The organism is Candidatus Binatia bacterium (genome assembly GCA_026415395.1).
Lineage (GTDB): Bacteria > Desulfobacterota > Binatia > HRBIN30 > HRBIN30 > HRBIN30.
In genome coordinates, this window is sequence record JAOAHD010000016.1 from 279,118 (window position 1) to 294,724 (window position 15,607).

A 15,607-nucleotide genomic window follows, 5' to 3' on the forward strand; every position below is an offset into this window, starting at 1 on the left:
CCACGTGTTCCCCATTCGCGATTTGCCAGGCCATCGCTCGCTATTTACCGGAGCGGCGCCAGTGGGGTCCCTCGCCAGCCACTGGGGCGGCGGAGATCGGAAAGCGCAACAGGCGGCACTCTATGGGCCCGTTCCACAGCTCGAAGCGACGGTCGGGCCGGAGGCCGATGCGCTTGGCCGCTGCTGGGTTGCCGGTAAAGATAAAGGCCGTCCAACCGAGAAAACGCCGCCGCAAGGTGTCGCCCAGCGACGCATACAGTTCGTCCAAGTCACCTTTCGCTAAACGCACCCCGTAGGGTGGGTTGGTCACGACGATGCCGTTACGCCCCGGCGGAGCCAGGCTGCGGGCGTCGCAACGGGCAAAGCGGATCAGGCGACCGACGCCGGCTCGCTTTGCTCCTTCCTGTGCCAGCGCAAGGGCGCGTTGTGAAATGTCGGATCCGTACACCAACGGTTGGCTCATCTGCGCAGTGCGATCTTGCTGCCGCGCTTCCTCCACCAATAGGTGCCACAGCTCAGCGTCGTGTCGTTTCCAAGCGAGGAAGCCGAAATGCGTGCGAGTCAGTCCTGGTGCCCGGTTGCCAGCCATGAGTGCCGCCTCGATGACGATCGTACCCGAGCCACAGAAGGGATCGACGAGCAGGTCTCCGCGCCGCAAACGCTCGGGCCAGTCGGCCGCGTAAAGCAACGCTGCCGCTAACGTCTCCTTGAGCGGCGCCTCGGTCTGCTCGCCGCGGTAGCCGCGCTTGTAAAGCGGCTCCCCGGAAAGATCGATCGCCAACGAAGCCGAACTCCCGTGAAGGTAAACGTGAACCGTAAGCCGCACCCCTTGCCGTCCCACCGAGGGCCGGCCGCCGTAACGGTGGCGAAAGGAGTCGGCAATCGCATCCTTCACCTTCAAGGCAGCGAAGTGGGTGTGCCGAATGGAGGTATCGGTGGCCGCCGTACACTCGACTTCAAAGCGAGTGTCCAGCGTCATGTGCGCGCCCCAGTCGATCGTCATGGCACCTTCGTACAGGGCCTGAGCGTCGGCAGCCGCCACCGTGGCTAGCGGCAGGAGCACCCGCTGCCCGACACGCGACCATAAGCAAAGCCGGTAACCGGTCGCAAACGGACCAACAACGTGTACGCCACCGGGAACCGCCTTTGCCTCGCGCGCCCCGAGTGCCAACGCCTCCCGCTGCACCCACACCTCGGTGCCACGCGCGGCGGTGACGAAGAATGCGAACTCAGATTGCGCATTAGAGCGCTCGCTGCGGAGCGGCCTGTGAACGTGCATTTCCGTCCTGTAGGCGAGCAACGCGCCGTGCGCACGGGGGCGACGCGGGCTGGTGCTCGCGCAGCGGCACCGGAACCGTGCGCGTGCTGCCTGCGAAGCCGCTATCAGCCTAACCACCCCGCGACAACCGGGGGAGTTTTCTGCCCCTGGCTTTCCGCCGTCAGGGCTGGCATGCTACGGCTGCTGTGCGCGGAGGACAAGGGCCAATGACAAAGCAGTACTACTACGAACGCTTGAGCGCTTTGGATGCGTCGTTTCTCGGGCTCGAAGATTCGAACTTCCACATGCACGTGGGAGCAGTGAGTATTTTCGATGCCGCACCGGTGCAAACGCCGGAAGGTGGAATCGACATCGAAAAAATCCGCGCGGCGATTGCCGCGCGCCTACACCTCGTGCCCCGTTTTCGTCAGCGGATTGCCTACATTCCCTACGAGAAACATCCGGTGTGGGTCGACGACAACCGTTTTCGCCTCGCCTACCACGTACGCCACACTGCCCTCCCGCGCCCGGGCGACGAACGCACCCTCAAGCGCTTGGTGGGCCGGATCATGTCGCAGCCGCTCGACCGTAAACGTCCCTTGTGGGAAATGTGGGTTGTCGAAGGCTTGGAGGGGGGCCGCTTTGCGCTGGTGAGCAAAACCCATCATTGCATGGTGGACGGCATTTCCGGCGCGGATCTCATGTCCGTAATTCTGAGCCCATTTCCCGAGGAAGATCCGGGCGTGCCGGAGCCCTGGAACCCGCGGCCGCAGCCGACACCACGCCAGTTGCTCCTGGACGAGTTGCTTCGCCGCGCGGAGCAACCGCTCACTGCAGCCAAGGCAATCATCGAAACTCTCCGCCACCCCGAGCAACGAGTCCACGAAATTGCCGACGCGATCGAGGGGATCATCGAAACCCTAGCTCCAGCGTTGAGCCCGGTGTCCCAAACCCCCTTGCAGGTGGAAGTGGGACCGCACCGGCGGTTCGATTGGACAGACATGCCCCTTATCGAAGTGAAGGAAGTCAAGCGCGTGCTCGGGGGAACGGTTAACGACGTTGTCCTGGCAACCGTCAGTGGCGCGCTGCGTCGCTTCTTCGAACGCCGCGGCCTCAACCCGGATGAGCTGGAAATCCGAGCCATGGTACCGGTGAGCGTGCGTACACACGATCAGCGCGGCACGCTGGGGAACCGAGTCACGCAGATTGCCGCTCCGCTGCCGGTCCACATCGCCGATCCCGTGGCGCGTCTCCATGCCGTGACCGAGACCACCAAGGACCTCAAAGAATCGAAGCAAGCGTTAGGCGGTGAGGTGCTCACGGCGATTAGCGAGTGGACCGTGCCGAACCTGCTCGTGCAAGCCGTGCGCCTGGCTGCGCGCACGCGCCCGTACAACCTCATCGTCACGAATGTTCCCGGTCCGCAAGTTCCCCTCTACCTGCTCGGGGCCCAAATGCGCACCGCGTACCCGGTGGTGCCCCTGTTCGAAAACATCGGGGTCGTGGTGGGACTGTTTTCGTACAACGGCGGGTTGTACTGGGGAGTCAACGCGGATTGGGAACACTTCCCCGACCTGCACGACTTCATCCTGGACATCGAGCACGCCTTCGCGGAACTCAAGCAAGCAGCCGAAGCACAACGCAAGCGTAGCGAGAGCCGCAGCCGCCGCCGCAAGGAAGCTCGGGTGAAACTCGCTGTGGTGGAGAGGAAGGCGGCGTCCTGAAACGAAACTCCCCCGCGGGCGTATGACCCTCGGCGCGTTGATCCGCCAAAGAGGAACGGACCCAGTAACCGCCTCCAAGCCCTTCGTCCGCTTTTTCGGTTGGGAGTGTTCGTTCTCCGCGTACTACCAGGAGTGCGTGGCTTGGGCGCATTTGTTTTTGGCCTTGCGCAGCAAGAATTCATCCGCCCGCGAAGCGTTTCACATCGGCATCTTGCTCGACAACACTCCCGACTACCTCTTCGCCCTCGGCGGTGCGTGGCTTGCCGGAGCGGTCGCCGTCGGGATCAACAACACCAAACGTGGGCAACATTTGGCACGCGACATCGAGTATACGGATTGCGGGTTGCTGATCACCGAGCCCCACTACTTGGAGTTTCTACTGCCAGTTCTCGAACGAGCTCGCCTGGTTCCTGAACAGGTTGTGGTGTCGCGGCGCTGGCAAGGCTTAGGGCGCGACCCGAGCATGGCGCAGCCACCAGCGCATCCCACAGCTCCAATGCAAGATGCGGAAGAACTTTTGCGGGCCTTGCGCGGGAGGCCAGACCCACATGTGGCTTGCGCGGAGCAGGATCTCGCCATGTTGATTTTCACCAGTGGCACCGTGACAGCGCCGAAGGCGGTGCAGTGTAGCCACCGCCGCCTGATGGAAACGGGCGAGAACCTGGCGCGGAACGTGTATGGCCTCGGCGCGGGCGACGCCGGCTACATCGCCATGCCCCTGTTCCACGCCAATGCGGTGATGTGCGGTTTCCTGCCTGCGCTGGCTGCGGGTGTTCCTGTGGGCCTCGCGCGCAAGTTTTCCAAACAACACTGGCTGGCCGACATTCGACTCTACCGTGCGACGTACTTCAACTACACGGGCAAGCCGCTCGCTTACATCCTCTCGACCCCTCGACGCGAGGACGATGCGGACAACCCCCTGCGCATTTGCTTCGGCAATGAAGGATCGCACCGAGTTGTGCGCGAGTTCGAAGAGCGATTCGGCTGCCGCGTTGTCGACGTGTTCGGATCGAGCGAAGGCGGACTCGGCGTCACCCGCCAGCCCGACGACCCACCCGGCAGCATCGGCTTTCCCGCGCCTGGCATCGCGGTGGTCGACGAGCATGGGCGCGAGCGGCCACCGGCACGGTTCGACGAGCACGGCCGGCTGCTCAATCCCGAGGAGTGCATCGGGGAGATCGTGAACACCCAAGGTGTGGCCTGGTTCGAAGGCTACTACAAGAACGAAAGCGCCACCGCCGAGCGAACCCGCTTTGGCTGGTACTGGAGCGGCGATCTGGGGTACAAGGACGAGCGCGGATACCTTTACTTTGCGGGGCGTACAACCGAGTGGCTCCGGGTGGACGGCGAAAATTTCCTGGCCCGTCCGGTGGAAGAAATTCTCCTCCGCCATCCCGACGTAACCCTCGCCGCAGTTTACGGCGTCCCCGACCCGGACGGGGGTGACCAGGTGATGGCTGCACTCGTGCTGCGGGAAGGCGCAAGCTTCGACCCGGATCGCTTCGCTGCATTCCTGCAGGCGCAGCCAGACCTATCTCCCAAATGGGTGCCCAAATTTGTGCGCATCGCTGCAGAATTGCCCCAAACCGCAAGCACCAAGGTGCTCAAGAACGAACTCCGGCGCCAAAAGTTTTTACCTGAGCGCTGCCGCGATCCGCTGTATTGGCGCCCCGGGCGCGAGCTCAGCTACCGCCGGTTCAGCGCCGCGGACCTGGACACACTTCTCGCCGCCTTCACCCGCTCGGGCCGCGAAGCATTGCTCGAAGTGTAATCCAAAGGATGCTCACTCTGCAATGCGGAAAACCCTTGCGCTCGAGCGACGAGACACGGGTCCGCGCCGACATCGCTTTCCGTAACCGCACCGCCAGTGCACGAGCGCGGTGATTCAGGGTCGCTCCAGTTCAAGGCCGCGGCCGGGGCATATTTTCACTGGCACGCGCCGGCTCTTCCCTCTCCGTTGATGGTTTTTAAGCAAGCACGGTTGCGCCGGAACGGCCGGGCACACAGCACCGTCGCCGACGGGCAGGGTCGGATCCGAGCTCCCTTAGCCGATGCAGCCGCGCTGGTCCGGGAAGAGACTACTTCTCCCCGCCGTCGGTGTTCACGGTACGCGCTGCGATGCCACCTTCGCCTCGCTCGCCAGCGGCGACGAGGCGTCGATCGCCATCGTGATACCACAGAGTTGGTCGGCCGGATCCGGGCCTGGGCCGGTAGCACTCCCCCAGAAATTTTGCACTGCGGAGATCGATCCGAGGCTCGAGAGTTTATTGATGCCGCAGTTAAAACCCGAGCCGATGTTCCCGTAAAGGTTGCTCTTGGTGACCACGAGGTGGCCATTCACTTGAATACCATCTCCTTGATTCCCAACCGCCACGCAGTTGGTCAGAGTCGGATAGTTGCTCGAATCCGTCATCCCCGGGAAGGTAAAGCCCGCGGCACCGTTGTTCGTCGCGGTATTGCGCAGCAAAGGAATTGCCGTGGGCGTGGAGAAATTGATGTAGAAGCCCGAGCTTCCGTTCCCGGTGGCCAAGTTGCCGGTGAGGCTATGTCCGCTACCGGCCAAAATCTCAAAGCCATGCCCGTTGTTGCGTCGGGCCACATTGTCTTGGAAGGTGACCCCGGAGCAGGTTCCGGTACAGCGAAACCCGGCCCCGGAAAGTCCAGCAACTACCACGTTGCGCCGCACATTGTGGCCGGTCCCCTGCAAGTCGATCCCCACTCCAGTGCTGCGGTTCACTTGGTTACGGTCGATCGTCACCGCATTGGAGCTCGCGCCCGTGGCCAAGGTTGCGGCGACGAAGAGGTTGTCGCGCACGAGGACGGTGCTCGCATCCACCGTCAGCGTGCCGTTGAGCCACCAATTGTTGCGAATACTGTGATTGCTGCCGGACACGATCCCGAGTCCGCCCGCGTGGTTGTCGAACACGTTGCCCATGAGGCTGACGGCGCTTACACCCGGATCCACCCGCACACCAACGCTTCCCGGAGCCCCACCCCGAACGGTAAATCCCTTGGCCTTTTTCCCGAAGCTCACGCCATTTGCGCCGATGGCCACAGCGTCCGCGCTCGCGACATTGCGGATCAGCGTGGCGCCCGCGCCATCGCGAGAGAGAATCGTGAGCGGCTTCGAAACCAGGATGGTTTTGCCGGCCACGCCGGAGTTCTCTTCGCCGGCATCAGCAAGGTCGCCGTCGCCGTTGATATCGCCATACAGGCCCGGCCCGACGACAATCGTGTCGCCCGGGTTCGCATTCGAGATCGCTTGCGAGATCGAGCGGCACGGGGCGCTGCTCGGCCCACAGCTCAAGCTGTCGCTCCCCAGGTTCGACACTTGCAATGTGGCTGCACGGGCTGCCGCAGCCGATGCAAGCAACATGGCAATCAGTGCCACGCGTTCGGGCTTCCGAGTCATTCAGTATCCTTTCCTCCAGAATTCTGCGCCGTCCACTGTTTGCGCAACGGCTCGTTAGCATCGCGAGCGGGAACCCGCTTTGTCAAGAACGAAAATGGTTGGCCTGGCACCATCCGCTAGGCGCGACTACGCCGCTGGGTCATCCAATCGCGGGCGGCCGACCGGGATCTCTCCGCCAAAACCGGTCGCGCTCGCCGCGATGCATCATCGGCAGGCGACTTTCCTCTGGCATACACTCGCCGCGCAGCGTGTTTGCCCTGGTTCCTTGCTTCCTGGCACTACAGCAGGGCCGAGGCCAAGCGCTGCCATTGTGGCATGGGCACAGCACGGGGATCTTGATCGAGCACTTGAATGCACACGTGCGAGGCGCCGGCATCGAGGTGTGCCTGCACCCGGCGGCGAATTGCTTCTTCATCGCCCCACGCGACGATTGCGTCGACAAGTCGGTCGCTCCCGCCGTTTGCGATGTCATCGTCGCTGAAGCCCAAGCGCTTCAGGTTTCGCACGTAGTTGGGCAGCCCCAAGTAAACCGACATGAAGCGCCGCGCCATGTCGCGCGCCTGTTGGGGATCGGTTTCGAGAGCGACCGTCTGTTCCACCGCCAGGATGGCCTCAGCACCGAGCCGCTCGCGCGCCCACGCGGTATGCTCCGGGGGTACGAAGTAAGTGTGCGACCCATGTGCCCGCTCGCGCGCAAGCTCCAGCATCTTCGGATGCAAAGCGGCGAGAACCCGCTTCGGCGGTTCCGGAGGGGGCACCGACATGAAGGGTGCGGAGTCCATCGCATCCAAGTACTTGCGCATGGCGGTCAAGGGCTTGTCGTACTCCTGCCCGCGCACGGCCACCATTGGCGCATGGCTCACGCCCAGTCCCAACAGGAAGCGCCCCCCGAAAGCTTCGCAAAGCGTTTTCTGCGCTGCCGCACAGGCCATGGCATCGCGCGCCCAAATCGAGGCGATGCCGGTAGCCACCACGGCGGATTTGGTTCCCGAAAGCAGCAAGGCAGCGTTGGTCATGGCCTCCCGCCCCATGGCCTCGGGAATCCAAATGGCGCTGTAACCGAGTTCCTCCACTTGGGCAGCGAGCTCACGCGCCTTCTGGCCTGGCTGCAAATCGAAGGCGAAGGTCCAAATGCCAATCCGTCCGAGCTCCATGCCGTTCCTCCTCTGCAAATTGTTTTTGGCGCGGTCGTGCACCGCTTGTCGCCGTCGCCGGCGGCTCAATGTGCCCGCGCTCGACAAAATTTCCCTTGCCATAACGGCATTGCACGGGCTAGCTAGGGGCTATGCGTTGGTGGCAACGGCTGACGGAACCGATCCGCCGTCGCGTCGTGAAGTGGATGATGGGCGTGCTCACGAAACCGCGCAAAGTTTATGAGCACCGTATTCCAAACGATCTCGCCGCGTTGCGCAGCCAGCTCCGTCCCGGTGATGTCATCTTGGTCGAAGGGGACCAGCGGATTAGCCAAGTGATTCGCTATCTCACGCAAAGTTCATGGTCGCACGCCGCCCTGTACATCGGGGACGAGCTGCGTCGGTTTCGTCCCGAGCTCGTTCCCGAGCTGCGGCAGCGCTTTGGCAGCGACGCCAGTTACTTGCTCGTCGAAGCGTTGGAAGACGGGGTGGTGTGCAATCCAGTCACCAAGTATGCGCGCCACAATATCCGTGTGTGCAGGCCGCGGGGGTTGCGGCGGGAGGATCTCGACCGCATCCTTGCCGAGGTCACGGCGCAACTGGGTAAACCCTACAACGTCCGCCACGTGCTGGAGCTTGCACGCTATTTCTTCCCCGTGAGCCTCATTCCCCGCCGCTACCGCCGTGCCGCCTTGCGCTACGGTGGAGAGGCCACGCAAGTGATTTGCACAACCATGTTGGCGCGCGCCTTTGCCTCTGTGGGGTTCCCGATCATTCCGCGCGTCACCCTGAACCCCGAGCCCCCACGACGCCGCTGGTTCAGGTGGTTCAGCTGGCTCAGGCGGCCGGAGTACGAAGCGCTGTATGAAAAGGAGGATCCGGCCCTCGTCACACCGCGCGACTTCGATTTGTCGCCCTACTTCGACATCGTGAAAGTCCACCACGCCACCGCTGTGGGCTTCGACTACCGCCGGATCCACTGGGCGCAAAGCGAGTCCAAAGCTGCCAGCGCGGCTCAGCCCGCGCCGCCGCAGATGACCCCGGCCAAAGTGGAGAACAGCGCGGCATGAACCGGTGCAGGCGGAGCTGCGTCGTTGGGCTCTTCGCTTGACTGCGGCGGTGCCCGACCCGACCTCAAGTTCCACACCCGCCGTGCCCAGCTCCGATCGCCTGCTTACCCGCAACTTCTTGCTCGCTTGTGCCATGCAGCTCTTTGGCTCCATGGCTGGAGCCTTGTACATCTTATTTCCGCTCTTCGTGCGTTCCCTCGGTGGCACGGAGCTCACCATCGGCGTCTACGCCGGCATTGGCGCGGCGGCGGCGGTGGGGATCCGCTGGCCGTTGGGCTTCCTGCTCGACCGGCTCGGACGCAAACGCATCATGCTAGCGGCCACAGGCGTGCATGCGGCGGCGTCGTTTGGCTTCCTCGGCGTGACCGAGCTCGGCGCTTTGTGTGCACTCCTCGTCGTTGCCGCCTCGGTCGCAGCCGGGGCGATGTTTACCAGTTTTGTCACTTACGCAAGCGACGTGATTCCGGTCACCCGCCGCGCGCAAGGACTTGCTTGGTTCGGCTTGTGGGGCATGGCGAGCAACGGGTTAAGTCCGCTTCTGGGCGAATGGCTGATCCGGAGCTGGGGGTTTGCCGCCTACTTCCTCGCGGCAGCGACCCTGGCACTCGCATGTCTGGGGGTCATTGCCCTACTCGACGAGCGCGGGCGTCCACGCGCCGCACATCCCCACACGCCTGCCACGCTCGCCCCGGCACCGGTTCCTCCCGCCTTCTGGCCGCTCATGGCACTGACGTTTCTGTTCGGCGCAGCGGAGGCGAGTGTGTTTACCTTTCTCGCCCCTTACGTAACCGCAGCCAATCTCGCCCCGGCGGGCACTCTCTTTTTCGCCTATGCAGGCACCGCTGTTTTCGTGCGGATCGTGAGCGGGCATTTACCCGATCGCATCGGACGCTACCCCATGCTGGCGTTCGCATTCGTCGTTTACGGCACCGCCTTGTTCCTTTTGCCCCGTGCTGGGGATCGTGTGTGGCTCCACGCTGCCGGCTCGTTGGCCGGCATGGGGCACGGCTACGCGTTTCCGATCTTGGCTGCTTTGGTTGTCGACCTGGCAGGCAGCCGCCGCGGGCGCGCGGTGAGCTGGTTCACGGCGATGTTCGACTTAGGGCACACGCTCAGCAATCCAGCCCTGGGTGCGATTGCCGAGCACTTTGGCTACCGCGCCATGTACTCCAGCGTCGGCATCCTCGCGTTCCTTGCTGGGTGCGCCGTAGCGAGCCGGGCCTTGCCCACGCGCGACCACCGCGCATTGAAGCCTCAGCCGGCGAGGGAACGCAACTGAGCCGTCACCTCGTCCGGCCGTTCGAGCATGACCAGGTGGCCCGCACCCGGCACCGTGCGCAGCGTCGCTCGGGGAATCGCGGTAGCAAAGCGCTCACCGTAAAGCGGAGGGAAGAAACGGTCCTCAGCTCCCCAAACAATCGCCGTTTGCGCCCGCACGCGGGCGAGCAAGCGCTCCAACTTGGGATTGTGAAAGTAAGGATTCCAGGCCACGCGGGCGAGCGCCTCCATGGCCTTGAACTGCTGCAAGATCAGCTCCTCTGGAAGCGAGGCAATGTCCGAAACCGCTGCCATCATCGCCGCCACAGGGTGCTTGAGGTTGTGGAAGAGCAACGCGGCGAGATCACGCGGCTCGCGCCCGAACACCTCCTCGGGCGGGTGCTCGTCGATCCACAGCCCCGCCGGCGCGACGAGCAACAAGCGACTGACGAGCGCGGGATATCGCGCTGCAAGTTCGGCAGCTACCCAGCCACCGAAGGAAGCACCAACAACAGTCAACGGACCGCGCTCGAGTTCCAGTGCCGCCAACACATCCAGGTAGTGGAACACCAAATCCTCGATGCCATCGAGGCGCTCCCCTCCAGTGGAACCGCCGAAACCCGGATGGAGCGTTTGCACAACGGTAAACTGCTGCGCCCACTCGTCGAACACGGGGAGCCAATCGGTGTCGCCGATTCCCCCGTGCAGATAGAGAAGCGAAGGACCACGACCTTTTCGCCGGAACTCAACCGTTTCGCGGCCAATGACGATCGTTTCCGCCACGTCCTTGCCCTCCTTGCCGTTCACGCTGCTTGGGCCCGGCGCTCCTTGTCCCACGCCTGGAGCCGCGGCATCACCTCACGAGCAAACAATTCCATGTTCCGCCGGGTTAAATCCGCGGGCAACGTGCCAACTTGCAGCAGGGCCAGAATGTTGCCCACGCCCAAGCTAGAAATCATCTCGGTCATTTGCTCCACCACTGTATCCGGGCTGCCCACGACGGCGTATCGCCCTGCGACCACTTGCTCCCAGGAATCGACGTACAGCAGGAAATCGCTTCGCGCCGTAACAAGCTTCACTGCCGAGCGTGCCGAGGTGTACCCCGGCGGACTGGTCTCGATTCCTGGCAGTAAGCGCTTAGCGAAGTACCAAAAGTGCGGCTCGTACTCGCGGCGGGCGGCTTCGTCGGTTTCCGCGACGTAAATCGGACAGAGCCAGCCCATTTGATCCGGGCGCGCCTGATAACCTTCTTTCTCGCAGGTCTCGCGGAAGAAGGCGAAATTTCTCTCGAACACGCGGCGATGGAAATACGGGATGCCCATGTACGCGTAACGGCGGCGGGCCACGAACTCCATGGTTTCCAGGCTCCCTGCGCCTGGGATCCAAATCGGCGGATGCGGCTTCTGCAGCGGGCGCGGCCAGGGGTTTACGTAGCGAAGCTTGTAGTACTTGCCGTTAAACACGAAGGGGCCCGGACGGGTCCAGGCCTGCACGATCAGGTCGTGCGCTTCGTAAAACCGTTCGCGCGCCTGCGCAGGGTTGAGTCCGTTCGAGTAATATTCCGGCCCGCCTCCCACGACCATCCCGGCAATGAGTCGGCCGCCGGAGATCACATCGATCATGGCAAACTCTTCCGCCACCCGTACGGGCGGGTTGTAAAGCGGCAGAGCATTGCCCACGATGGCGATTTTACAGCGTCGGGTTTGTCGCGCGAGGATCGAGCCGATGAGATTCGGCGAGGGCATGTTGCCGTAAGCGTTGGCGTGGTGCTCGTTGACACACACGCCGTCGAATCCGAGCTCTTCGGCGTACACGAGCTCGTCGATGTAGCGATTGTACACGGCCACCCCGCGCTCCGGGTCGTACAACTCGTTGGGGCAACGAATCCACGCTGGACCGTGATAATCGGGCGGTAAGTAGGGCCACGGCATTAAATGGAAGAAGTAGAACTCCATGGTTCCTCCCTTCAGTGACGAGCTCCGCCCGGCACGCGCAATTGTTTGCCGCGGCGTCCGCCACTTGGAAAGCACTTCTACTCGCGCTTCATCTACCCTGCACCGCTTTCCTTGCTTGCTCAATCAGGGCGAAAGGTGTTTCCGCTGTCACTGTGCACGACTTCACCCTGCACACCCACCAACTCGCGCTCTTCCCAACGAAGAAGTTCCGCAGGCTCCGCGGGCAAGTTGGCGAGAAATCGGTGGCCGTCGGCCAAGCGGCCGACGACAATGCCTCGTACCGGCGTGCCATCGCGATCGTGCACGATCGTGTAGGTTTCCACCGTGCCCCGACCGCACGGCCGCAACACCAGCTCCGGGCGAGCCATGCAATCGATTTCTTGCTGATACTCGGCCGGGTCGCGACGCACGAACGGGCGAGGTGGGGGCTCGGTGCTGTACAGGCCGACACTGTGCTTGGTGATGTACCAACCGAGTCCGGTCACCAACCCGCGCTTGCCAGGATGCTGGCGCAGCAGTTCGAGCATCGTCGCGATCGAGTGGGTGACGTAGTTATTTCCCGGGCCCCCAAAGTACGGTAGGCCGCCAGTCACGGTGAGAGGCCGGGCGTCGTCGGCGCAGATGCCGAGAGCATCGCGGCCGATTTGCACCGCGCTGGGAAAGCAACTGTACAGGTCGAAGAAATCGATTTCCTCCAACGACCAACCCGCCATCCGCATTGCCTCCCGACCTGCGACGCGGATGGCGGGTGACGACCAGTAATTCACCCGCTCGGAGACGAACCAGTGGTCCTGCGTATCCGCGCAACCCCACAAATACACGCAGCGGTCCCGCGGCACCCCGAGTTCTTTGGCATACGCGGCCGAGGTGATCAGCAAGGCGGCGCCTTGATCGACCTCCATGATCGCGTTCATGTACTTCGTGTACGGGAACGACACCATGCGGTTTTCCGCACTGGGCGTGGCAATTTCCTCTGCCGTGCGGCGCAGCGGAAACCACGCATGCGGGTTTTGCGCAGCCACAGCGGTCATCCGGGCACAAAGCTCCCCCAGGTACCGCCGGTGCTGCTCCAGGGAATGCCGGTAGTGAACCCGCAGCGCGTTCTCGAACAGCGGGTAGACCACCACCGGCAACGTCATCCCGTGGGCCATCTCGACGTCGTTCACACCGGGGCGCTCGGAACCAACCACCGTCGCGGGCGGAAATCCGGGCGCTTCACCCTTCGACCATTGCAACTGCACCTTTGCCACCCGGGCGCGCCGCCGCGTGGCAAACGCCTCGGCCCCAGCAAGCAAGGCAAAGCGCACCTCTCCTTTAGCAATGCGAGCAGCAATCTCGTTCACCAACCACTGAGGGGTGTTACCGCCCAGGGTCGAGTACCAGAGTTGCGCCGGCTTGGCATCGAACCGTGCCGCCAAGGCTCCCGGCGGGTTCGCATAAGACCAGCCGAGAATGTTCACGACTGCGGCCAGATCGATCTTTGCCAGAGCGGCGGGCGCTAGGCCCGCATGCTCCGCAGCGCGCTGGGCGGCGATGGTCATGAGCCCGAGAGGCTCCTCCGCACGGAGCGGGTCCACGTCGCGTTGGGTGATTTGCCCCCCACCAATCAGAACCGGAATGCGGTCTTCGGACAACGCTGCCATGTTCGCGTGCCTTTTCCCTTGAGGATCCGTGCGTTCGCAGCGGCGAGCTCACGAATACACGATGACGCTGCGCGCCACCTCGCCAGACTCCATCGCGGCAAAGGCATCGTTGACTTGATCCAAGGAAATGCGGCGCGAAATCAGCTCGTCGAGCTTCAGCCGCTTCTGCACGTACAACTCGAGCAGCTTCGGCATGTCGCGCCGCATGTGCGCCGAGCCATACAGCGAGCCCACCACCGACTTCTCTTCCAGCGGAATCGCCGACGCCGGCAGGCTCACCGTCTGGTCGAAGCCGGGAACACCCACCACAATCACTTTGCCGCCGCGGCGCACGGACAAAAATGCCTGGGTGATGATTTCCGGCATGCCGATCACTTCGAAGGCAAAGTCCACGCCGCGGCCCTCGGTTAGCGAGCGAATCGCATCGGGCACATCGCTGGTTTGTGTGGCGTTAATCGTGTCCGTAGCGCCGAACTCGCGAGCCCACTGAAGCTTTTTGTCCACGAGGTCAACAGCAATGATGCGCGCGGCACCGCACAGCACGGCTCCTTGAACCACATTCAGTCCAACGCCTCCGCAACCGAACACAGCCACGGTTTGTCCGGGCCGCAACTTGGCCGTGTTCGTCACCGCACCCACTCCGGTCATCACCCCGCAACCCACCAAGCAAGCCCGATCGAGTGGCACATTCTCAGGGATCTTGATGCAAGCCGAAGCCCGCACCAGCGTGCGTTCGGCAAACGAGGCGACGCCCGCCATGCGGGAAATTGCCTGGCCATCCTTCTCAAAAGCGGTTTCCTCGCCCGCCATCATGGCTTTGATGGCTGCGTCGCAGAGGTGCTCCTCGCCATCGATGCAGTACGCACAGCGCCCACAACTTTGTACCCAAGCCAACACCACGTGGTCGCCAGGTTTGAGCCCGACAACATCTTTCCCTACCTCTTCCACGATGCCGGCGCCTTCGTGGCCGAGAATCACCGGCGGCGGGAACGGCAGTTTGGCTTGTTGGACCGACAAATCGGAGTGGCACACCCCACTCGCAGCCATTTTCACCACCACTTCATCCGGACGCGGATCGCGCAGGCGCACCTGCTCGATCTTGAGAGGCTCGAAAAAGTTGTACAACACTGCTCCACGAACCATGGCTCCACCTCACTGAGAAGTTTTCCGCCTTCTCGTACGCGCCTGCCACCGCCGAGGCAAGCGGGGCGAGGGGCAAACCATCAGTGCATCGTTGGCCCCGGTTCCGCGCACCCATCCACGAACGGGATCCACTCGAAGGGAAGGCCGATGGCGCTGGCGCAACCCACCGTGCGACTGCTCAGTGAAATCACTTTTTCTGCGGGTCTACGTTGCCTGCAGCGGCACCTCGTGACTACAAGCGCCTCACTGCCCATGCAACTCGATCTCTCCGGCGTTGTTTTGCTCTTGGCCACCGGCCTGGCCGCGGGCATCGTCAACACCTTGGCTGGGGCGGGTTCGCTCCTCACGGTGCCCGCCCTCGTGCTGCTGGGTGTGCCGGCTGATATTGCCAATGGCACCAACCGCCTCGGCGTTCTGGTCCACAATGTCGTGGCCACTTGGCGGTTCCATGCCGAGGGTGTCCCCGGGCTTCGGCAGGCAGCGCCGCTGATGGTCCCCACGATCGCGGGCTCGGTCGCGGGTGCCTACACGATCTCGCTCGTTTCGCCCGCCATGTTTCAACGCATGTTCGCGGTTCTGATGCTGGCCCTCGTTGTTCCTATCGTGATTCGCATTCAACCGGCCAGCCGGCGCTCCAAGTGGCCACAGGCGGTCACCGCAGCCGTTTTCTTCTTGGTCGGCACGTTCGGAGGTGCTTTTCAAGCAGGTGTTGGTTTGCTGCTCATCGCCGCCTTGGCTCATGCCGGGCACGATTTGCTGCGCGCGAACAGCATCAAGGTCGTCTTGAATGCCGTGCAAACTGCGGCTGCGCTGGCCATCTTCCTTATCCAAGGGCTGGTATGGTGGGGGCCCGGGCTCGTGCTCGCAGCGGGCTACGGCGTGGGCGGGGCAATTGGCGTTCGCTTAGCAGTGGCGGGCGGTGAGCCTGTCGTTCGCGTGTTCCTGGCGGTCACCGTGGTCGCTCTCTCGCTGCGGCTCCTCGGTTGGCGGTAGAGCGCCCCACGACGTGCAG

The 15,607-nt window shown here is 63.2% G+C and carries 12 protein-coding genes; 5 read left to right on the forward strand and 7 right to left on the reverse strand.

From position 1 onward, the window contains the following. Positions 1–40 precede the first annotated feature (40 nt). Positions 41–1,279 carry a THUMP domain-containing protein gene (locus tag N3C12_12925; protein MCX8073334.1) on the reverse strand — a complete coding sequence of 413 codons (1,239 nt, stop codon included), beginning with the start codon at positions 1,277–1,279 and terminating at the stop codon, positions 41–43. Between the two features lie 206 nt (positions 1,280–1,485). Between N3C12_12925 and N3C12_12930 the strand changes: the two genes are divergently transcribed. Together N3C12_12930 and N3C12_12935 are read left to right on the forward strand one after the other, a co-directional pair. Further along, a complete protein-coding gene (locus N3C12_12930) occupies positions 1,486–2,982 on the forward strand; it encodes a wax ester/triacylglycerol synthase family O-acyltransferase (protein MCX8073335.1) in 1,497 nt (498 codons plus the stop codon). A 22-nt stretch (positions 2,983–3,004) separates the two neighbouring features. Further along, positions 3,005–4,753 (forward strand): AMP-binding protein, encoded by a 1,749-nt coding sequence (locus N3C12_12935; GenBank protein MCX8073336.1) that lies wholly within the window; start codon positions 3,005–3,007, stop codon positions 4,751–4,753. A 330-nt stretch (positions 4,754–5,083) separates the two neighbouring features. Here N3C12_12935 and N3C12_12940 read toward each other — a convergent pair whose 3' ends face one another. Next, on the reverse strand, positions 5,084–6,394 hold the full coding sequence (locus N3C12_12940; protein MCX8073337.1) for a right-handed parallel beta-helix repeat-containing protein: 1,311 nt from the start codon (positions 6,392–6,394) through the stop codon (positions 5,084–5,086). 278 nt (positions 6,395–6,672) lie between these two features. Continuing rightward, on the reverse strand, positions 6,673–7,548 hold the full coding sequence (locus N3C12_12945) for an LLM class F420-dependent oxidoreductase (protein MCX8073338.1): 876 nt from the start codon (positions 7,546–7,548) through the stop codon (positions 6,673–6,675). Between the two features lie 131 nt (positions 7,549–7,679). On the opposite strand from N3C12_12945, the gene N3C12_12950 reads away from it, so the two are divergent. Together N3C12_12950 and N3C12_12955 are read left to right on the forward strand one after the other, a co-directional pair. Next, a complete protein-coding gene (locus N3C12_12950) occupies positions 7,680–8,597 on the forward strand; it encodes a YiiX/YebB-like N1pC/P60 family cysteine hydrolase (GenBank protein MCX8073339.1) in 918 nt (305 codons plus the stop codon). A 4-nt stretch (positions 8,598–8,601) separates the two neighbouring features. Further along, positions 8,602–9,876 (forward strand): MFS transporter, encoded by a 1,275-nt coding sequence (locus tag N3C12_12955; protein MCX8073340.1) that lies wholly within the window; start codon positions 8,602–8,604, stop codon positions 9,874–9,876. Here N3C12_12955 and N3C12_12960 read toward each other — a convergent pair. The 4 genes from N3C12_12960 to N3C12_12975 all read right to left on the reverse strand — a co-directional run bounded on the left by N3C12_12960 (position 9,852) and on the right by N3C12_12975 (position 14,595). Then, positions 9,852–10,637, reverse strand: coding sequence for an alpha/beta fold hydrolase (locus N3C12_12960; GenBank protein MCX8073341.1), 786 nt, complete (start codon positions 10,635–10,637; stop codon positions 9,852–9,854). The genes N3C12_12955 and N3C12_12960 overlap by 25 nt on opposite strands. A gap of 20 nt (positions 10,638–10,657) precedes the next feature. Further along, the gene (locus N3C12_12965) at positions 10,658–11,809 is read right to left on the reverse strand and encodes an LLM class flavin-dependent oxidoreductase (protein ID MCX8073342.1); all 1,152 of its coding nucleotides are present in this window, start codon (positions 11,807–11,809) and stop codon (positions 10,658–10,660) included. A 119-nt stretch (positions 11,810–11,928) separates the two neighbouring features. Beyond that, positions 11,929–13,452, reverse strand: a complete 1,524-nt coding sequence (locus tag N3C12_12970; protein ID MCX8073343.1) for an acetyl-CoA acetyltransferase — start codon at positions 13,450–13,452, stop codon at positions 11,929–11,931. A 48-nt stretch (positions 13,453–13,500) separates the two neighbouring features. Then, positions 13,501–14,595 (reverse strand): Zn-dependent alcohol dehydrogenase, encoded by a 1,095-nt coding sequence (locus N3C12_12975; GenBank protein MCX8073344.1) that lies wholly within the window; start codon positions 14,593–14,595, stop codon positions 13,501–13,503. A 147-nt stretch (positions 14,596–14,742) separates the two neighbouring features. On the opposite strand from N3C12_12975, the gene N3C12_12980 reads away from it, so the two are divergent. After that, the gene (locus tag N3C12_12980; protein ID MCX8073345.1) at positions 14,743–15,588 is read left to right on the forward strand and encodes a sulfite exporter TauE/SafE family protein; all 846 of its coding nucleotides are present in this window, start codon (positions 14,743–14,745) and stop codon (positions 15,586–15,588) included. Positions 15,589–15,607: the final 19 nt, after the last annotated feature.

Coding starts and splice junctions, on each gene's coding strand:
- N3C12_12925 (MCX8073334.1), bottom strand. CDS start 1,279: ATGCACGTTCACAGGCCGCTCCGCAGCGAGCGCTCTAATGCGCAATCT.
- N3C12_12930 (MCX8073335.1), top strand. CDS start 1,486: ATGACAAAGCAGTACTACTACGAACGCTTGAGCGCTTTGGATGCGTCG.
- N3C12_12935 (MCX8073336.1), top strand. CDS start 3,005: ATGACCCTCGGCGCGTTGATCCGCCAAAGAGGAACGGACCCAGTAACC.
- N3C12_12940 (MCX8073337.1), bottom strand. CDS start 6,394: ATGACTCGGAAGCCCGAACGCGTGGCACTGATTGCCATGTTGCTTGCA.
- N3C12_12945 (MCX8073338.1), bottom strand. CDS start 7,548: ATGGAGCTCGGACGGATTGGCATTTGGACCTTCGCCTTCGATTTGCAG.
- N3C12_12950 (MCX8073339.1), top strand. CDS start 7,680: ATGCGTTGGTGGCAACGGCTGACGGAACCGATCCGCCGTCGCGTCGTG.
- N3C12_12965 (MCX8073342.1), bottom strand. CDS start 11,809: ATGGAGTTCTACTTCTTCCATTTAATGCCGTGGCCCTACTTACCGCCC.
- N3C12_12970 (MCX8073343.1), bottom strand. CDS start 13,452: ATGGCAGCGTTGTCCGAAGACCGCATTCCGGTTCTGATTGGTGGGGGG.
- N3C12_12975 (MCX8073344.1), bottom strand. CDS start 14,595: ATGGTTCGTGGAGCAGTGTTGTACAACTTTTTCGAGCCTCTCAAGATC.
- N3C12_12980 (MCX8073345.1), top strand. CDS start 14,743: ATGGCGCTGGCGCAACCCACCGTGCGACTGCTCAGTGAAATCACTTTT.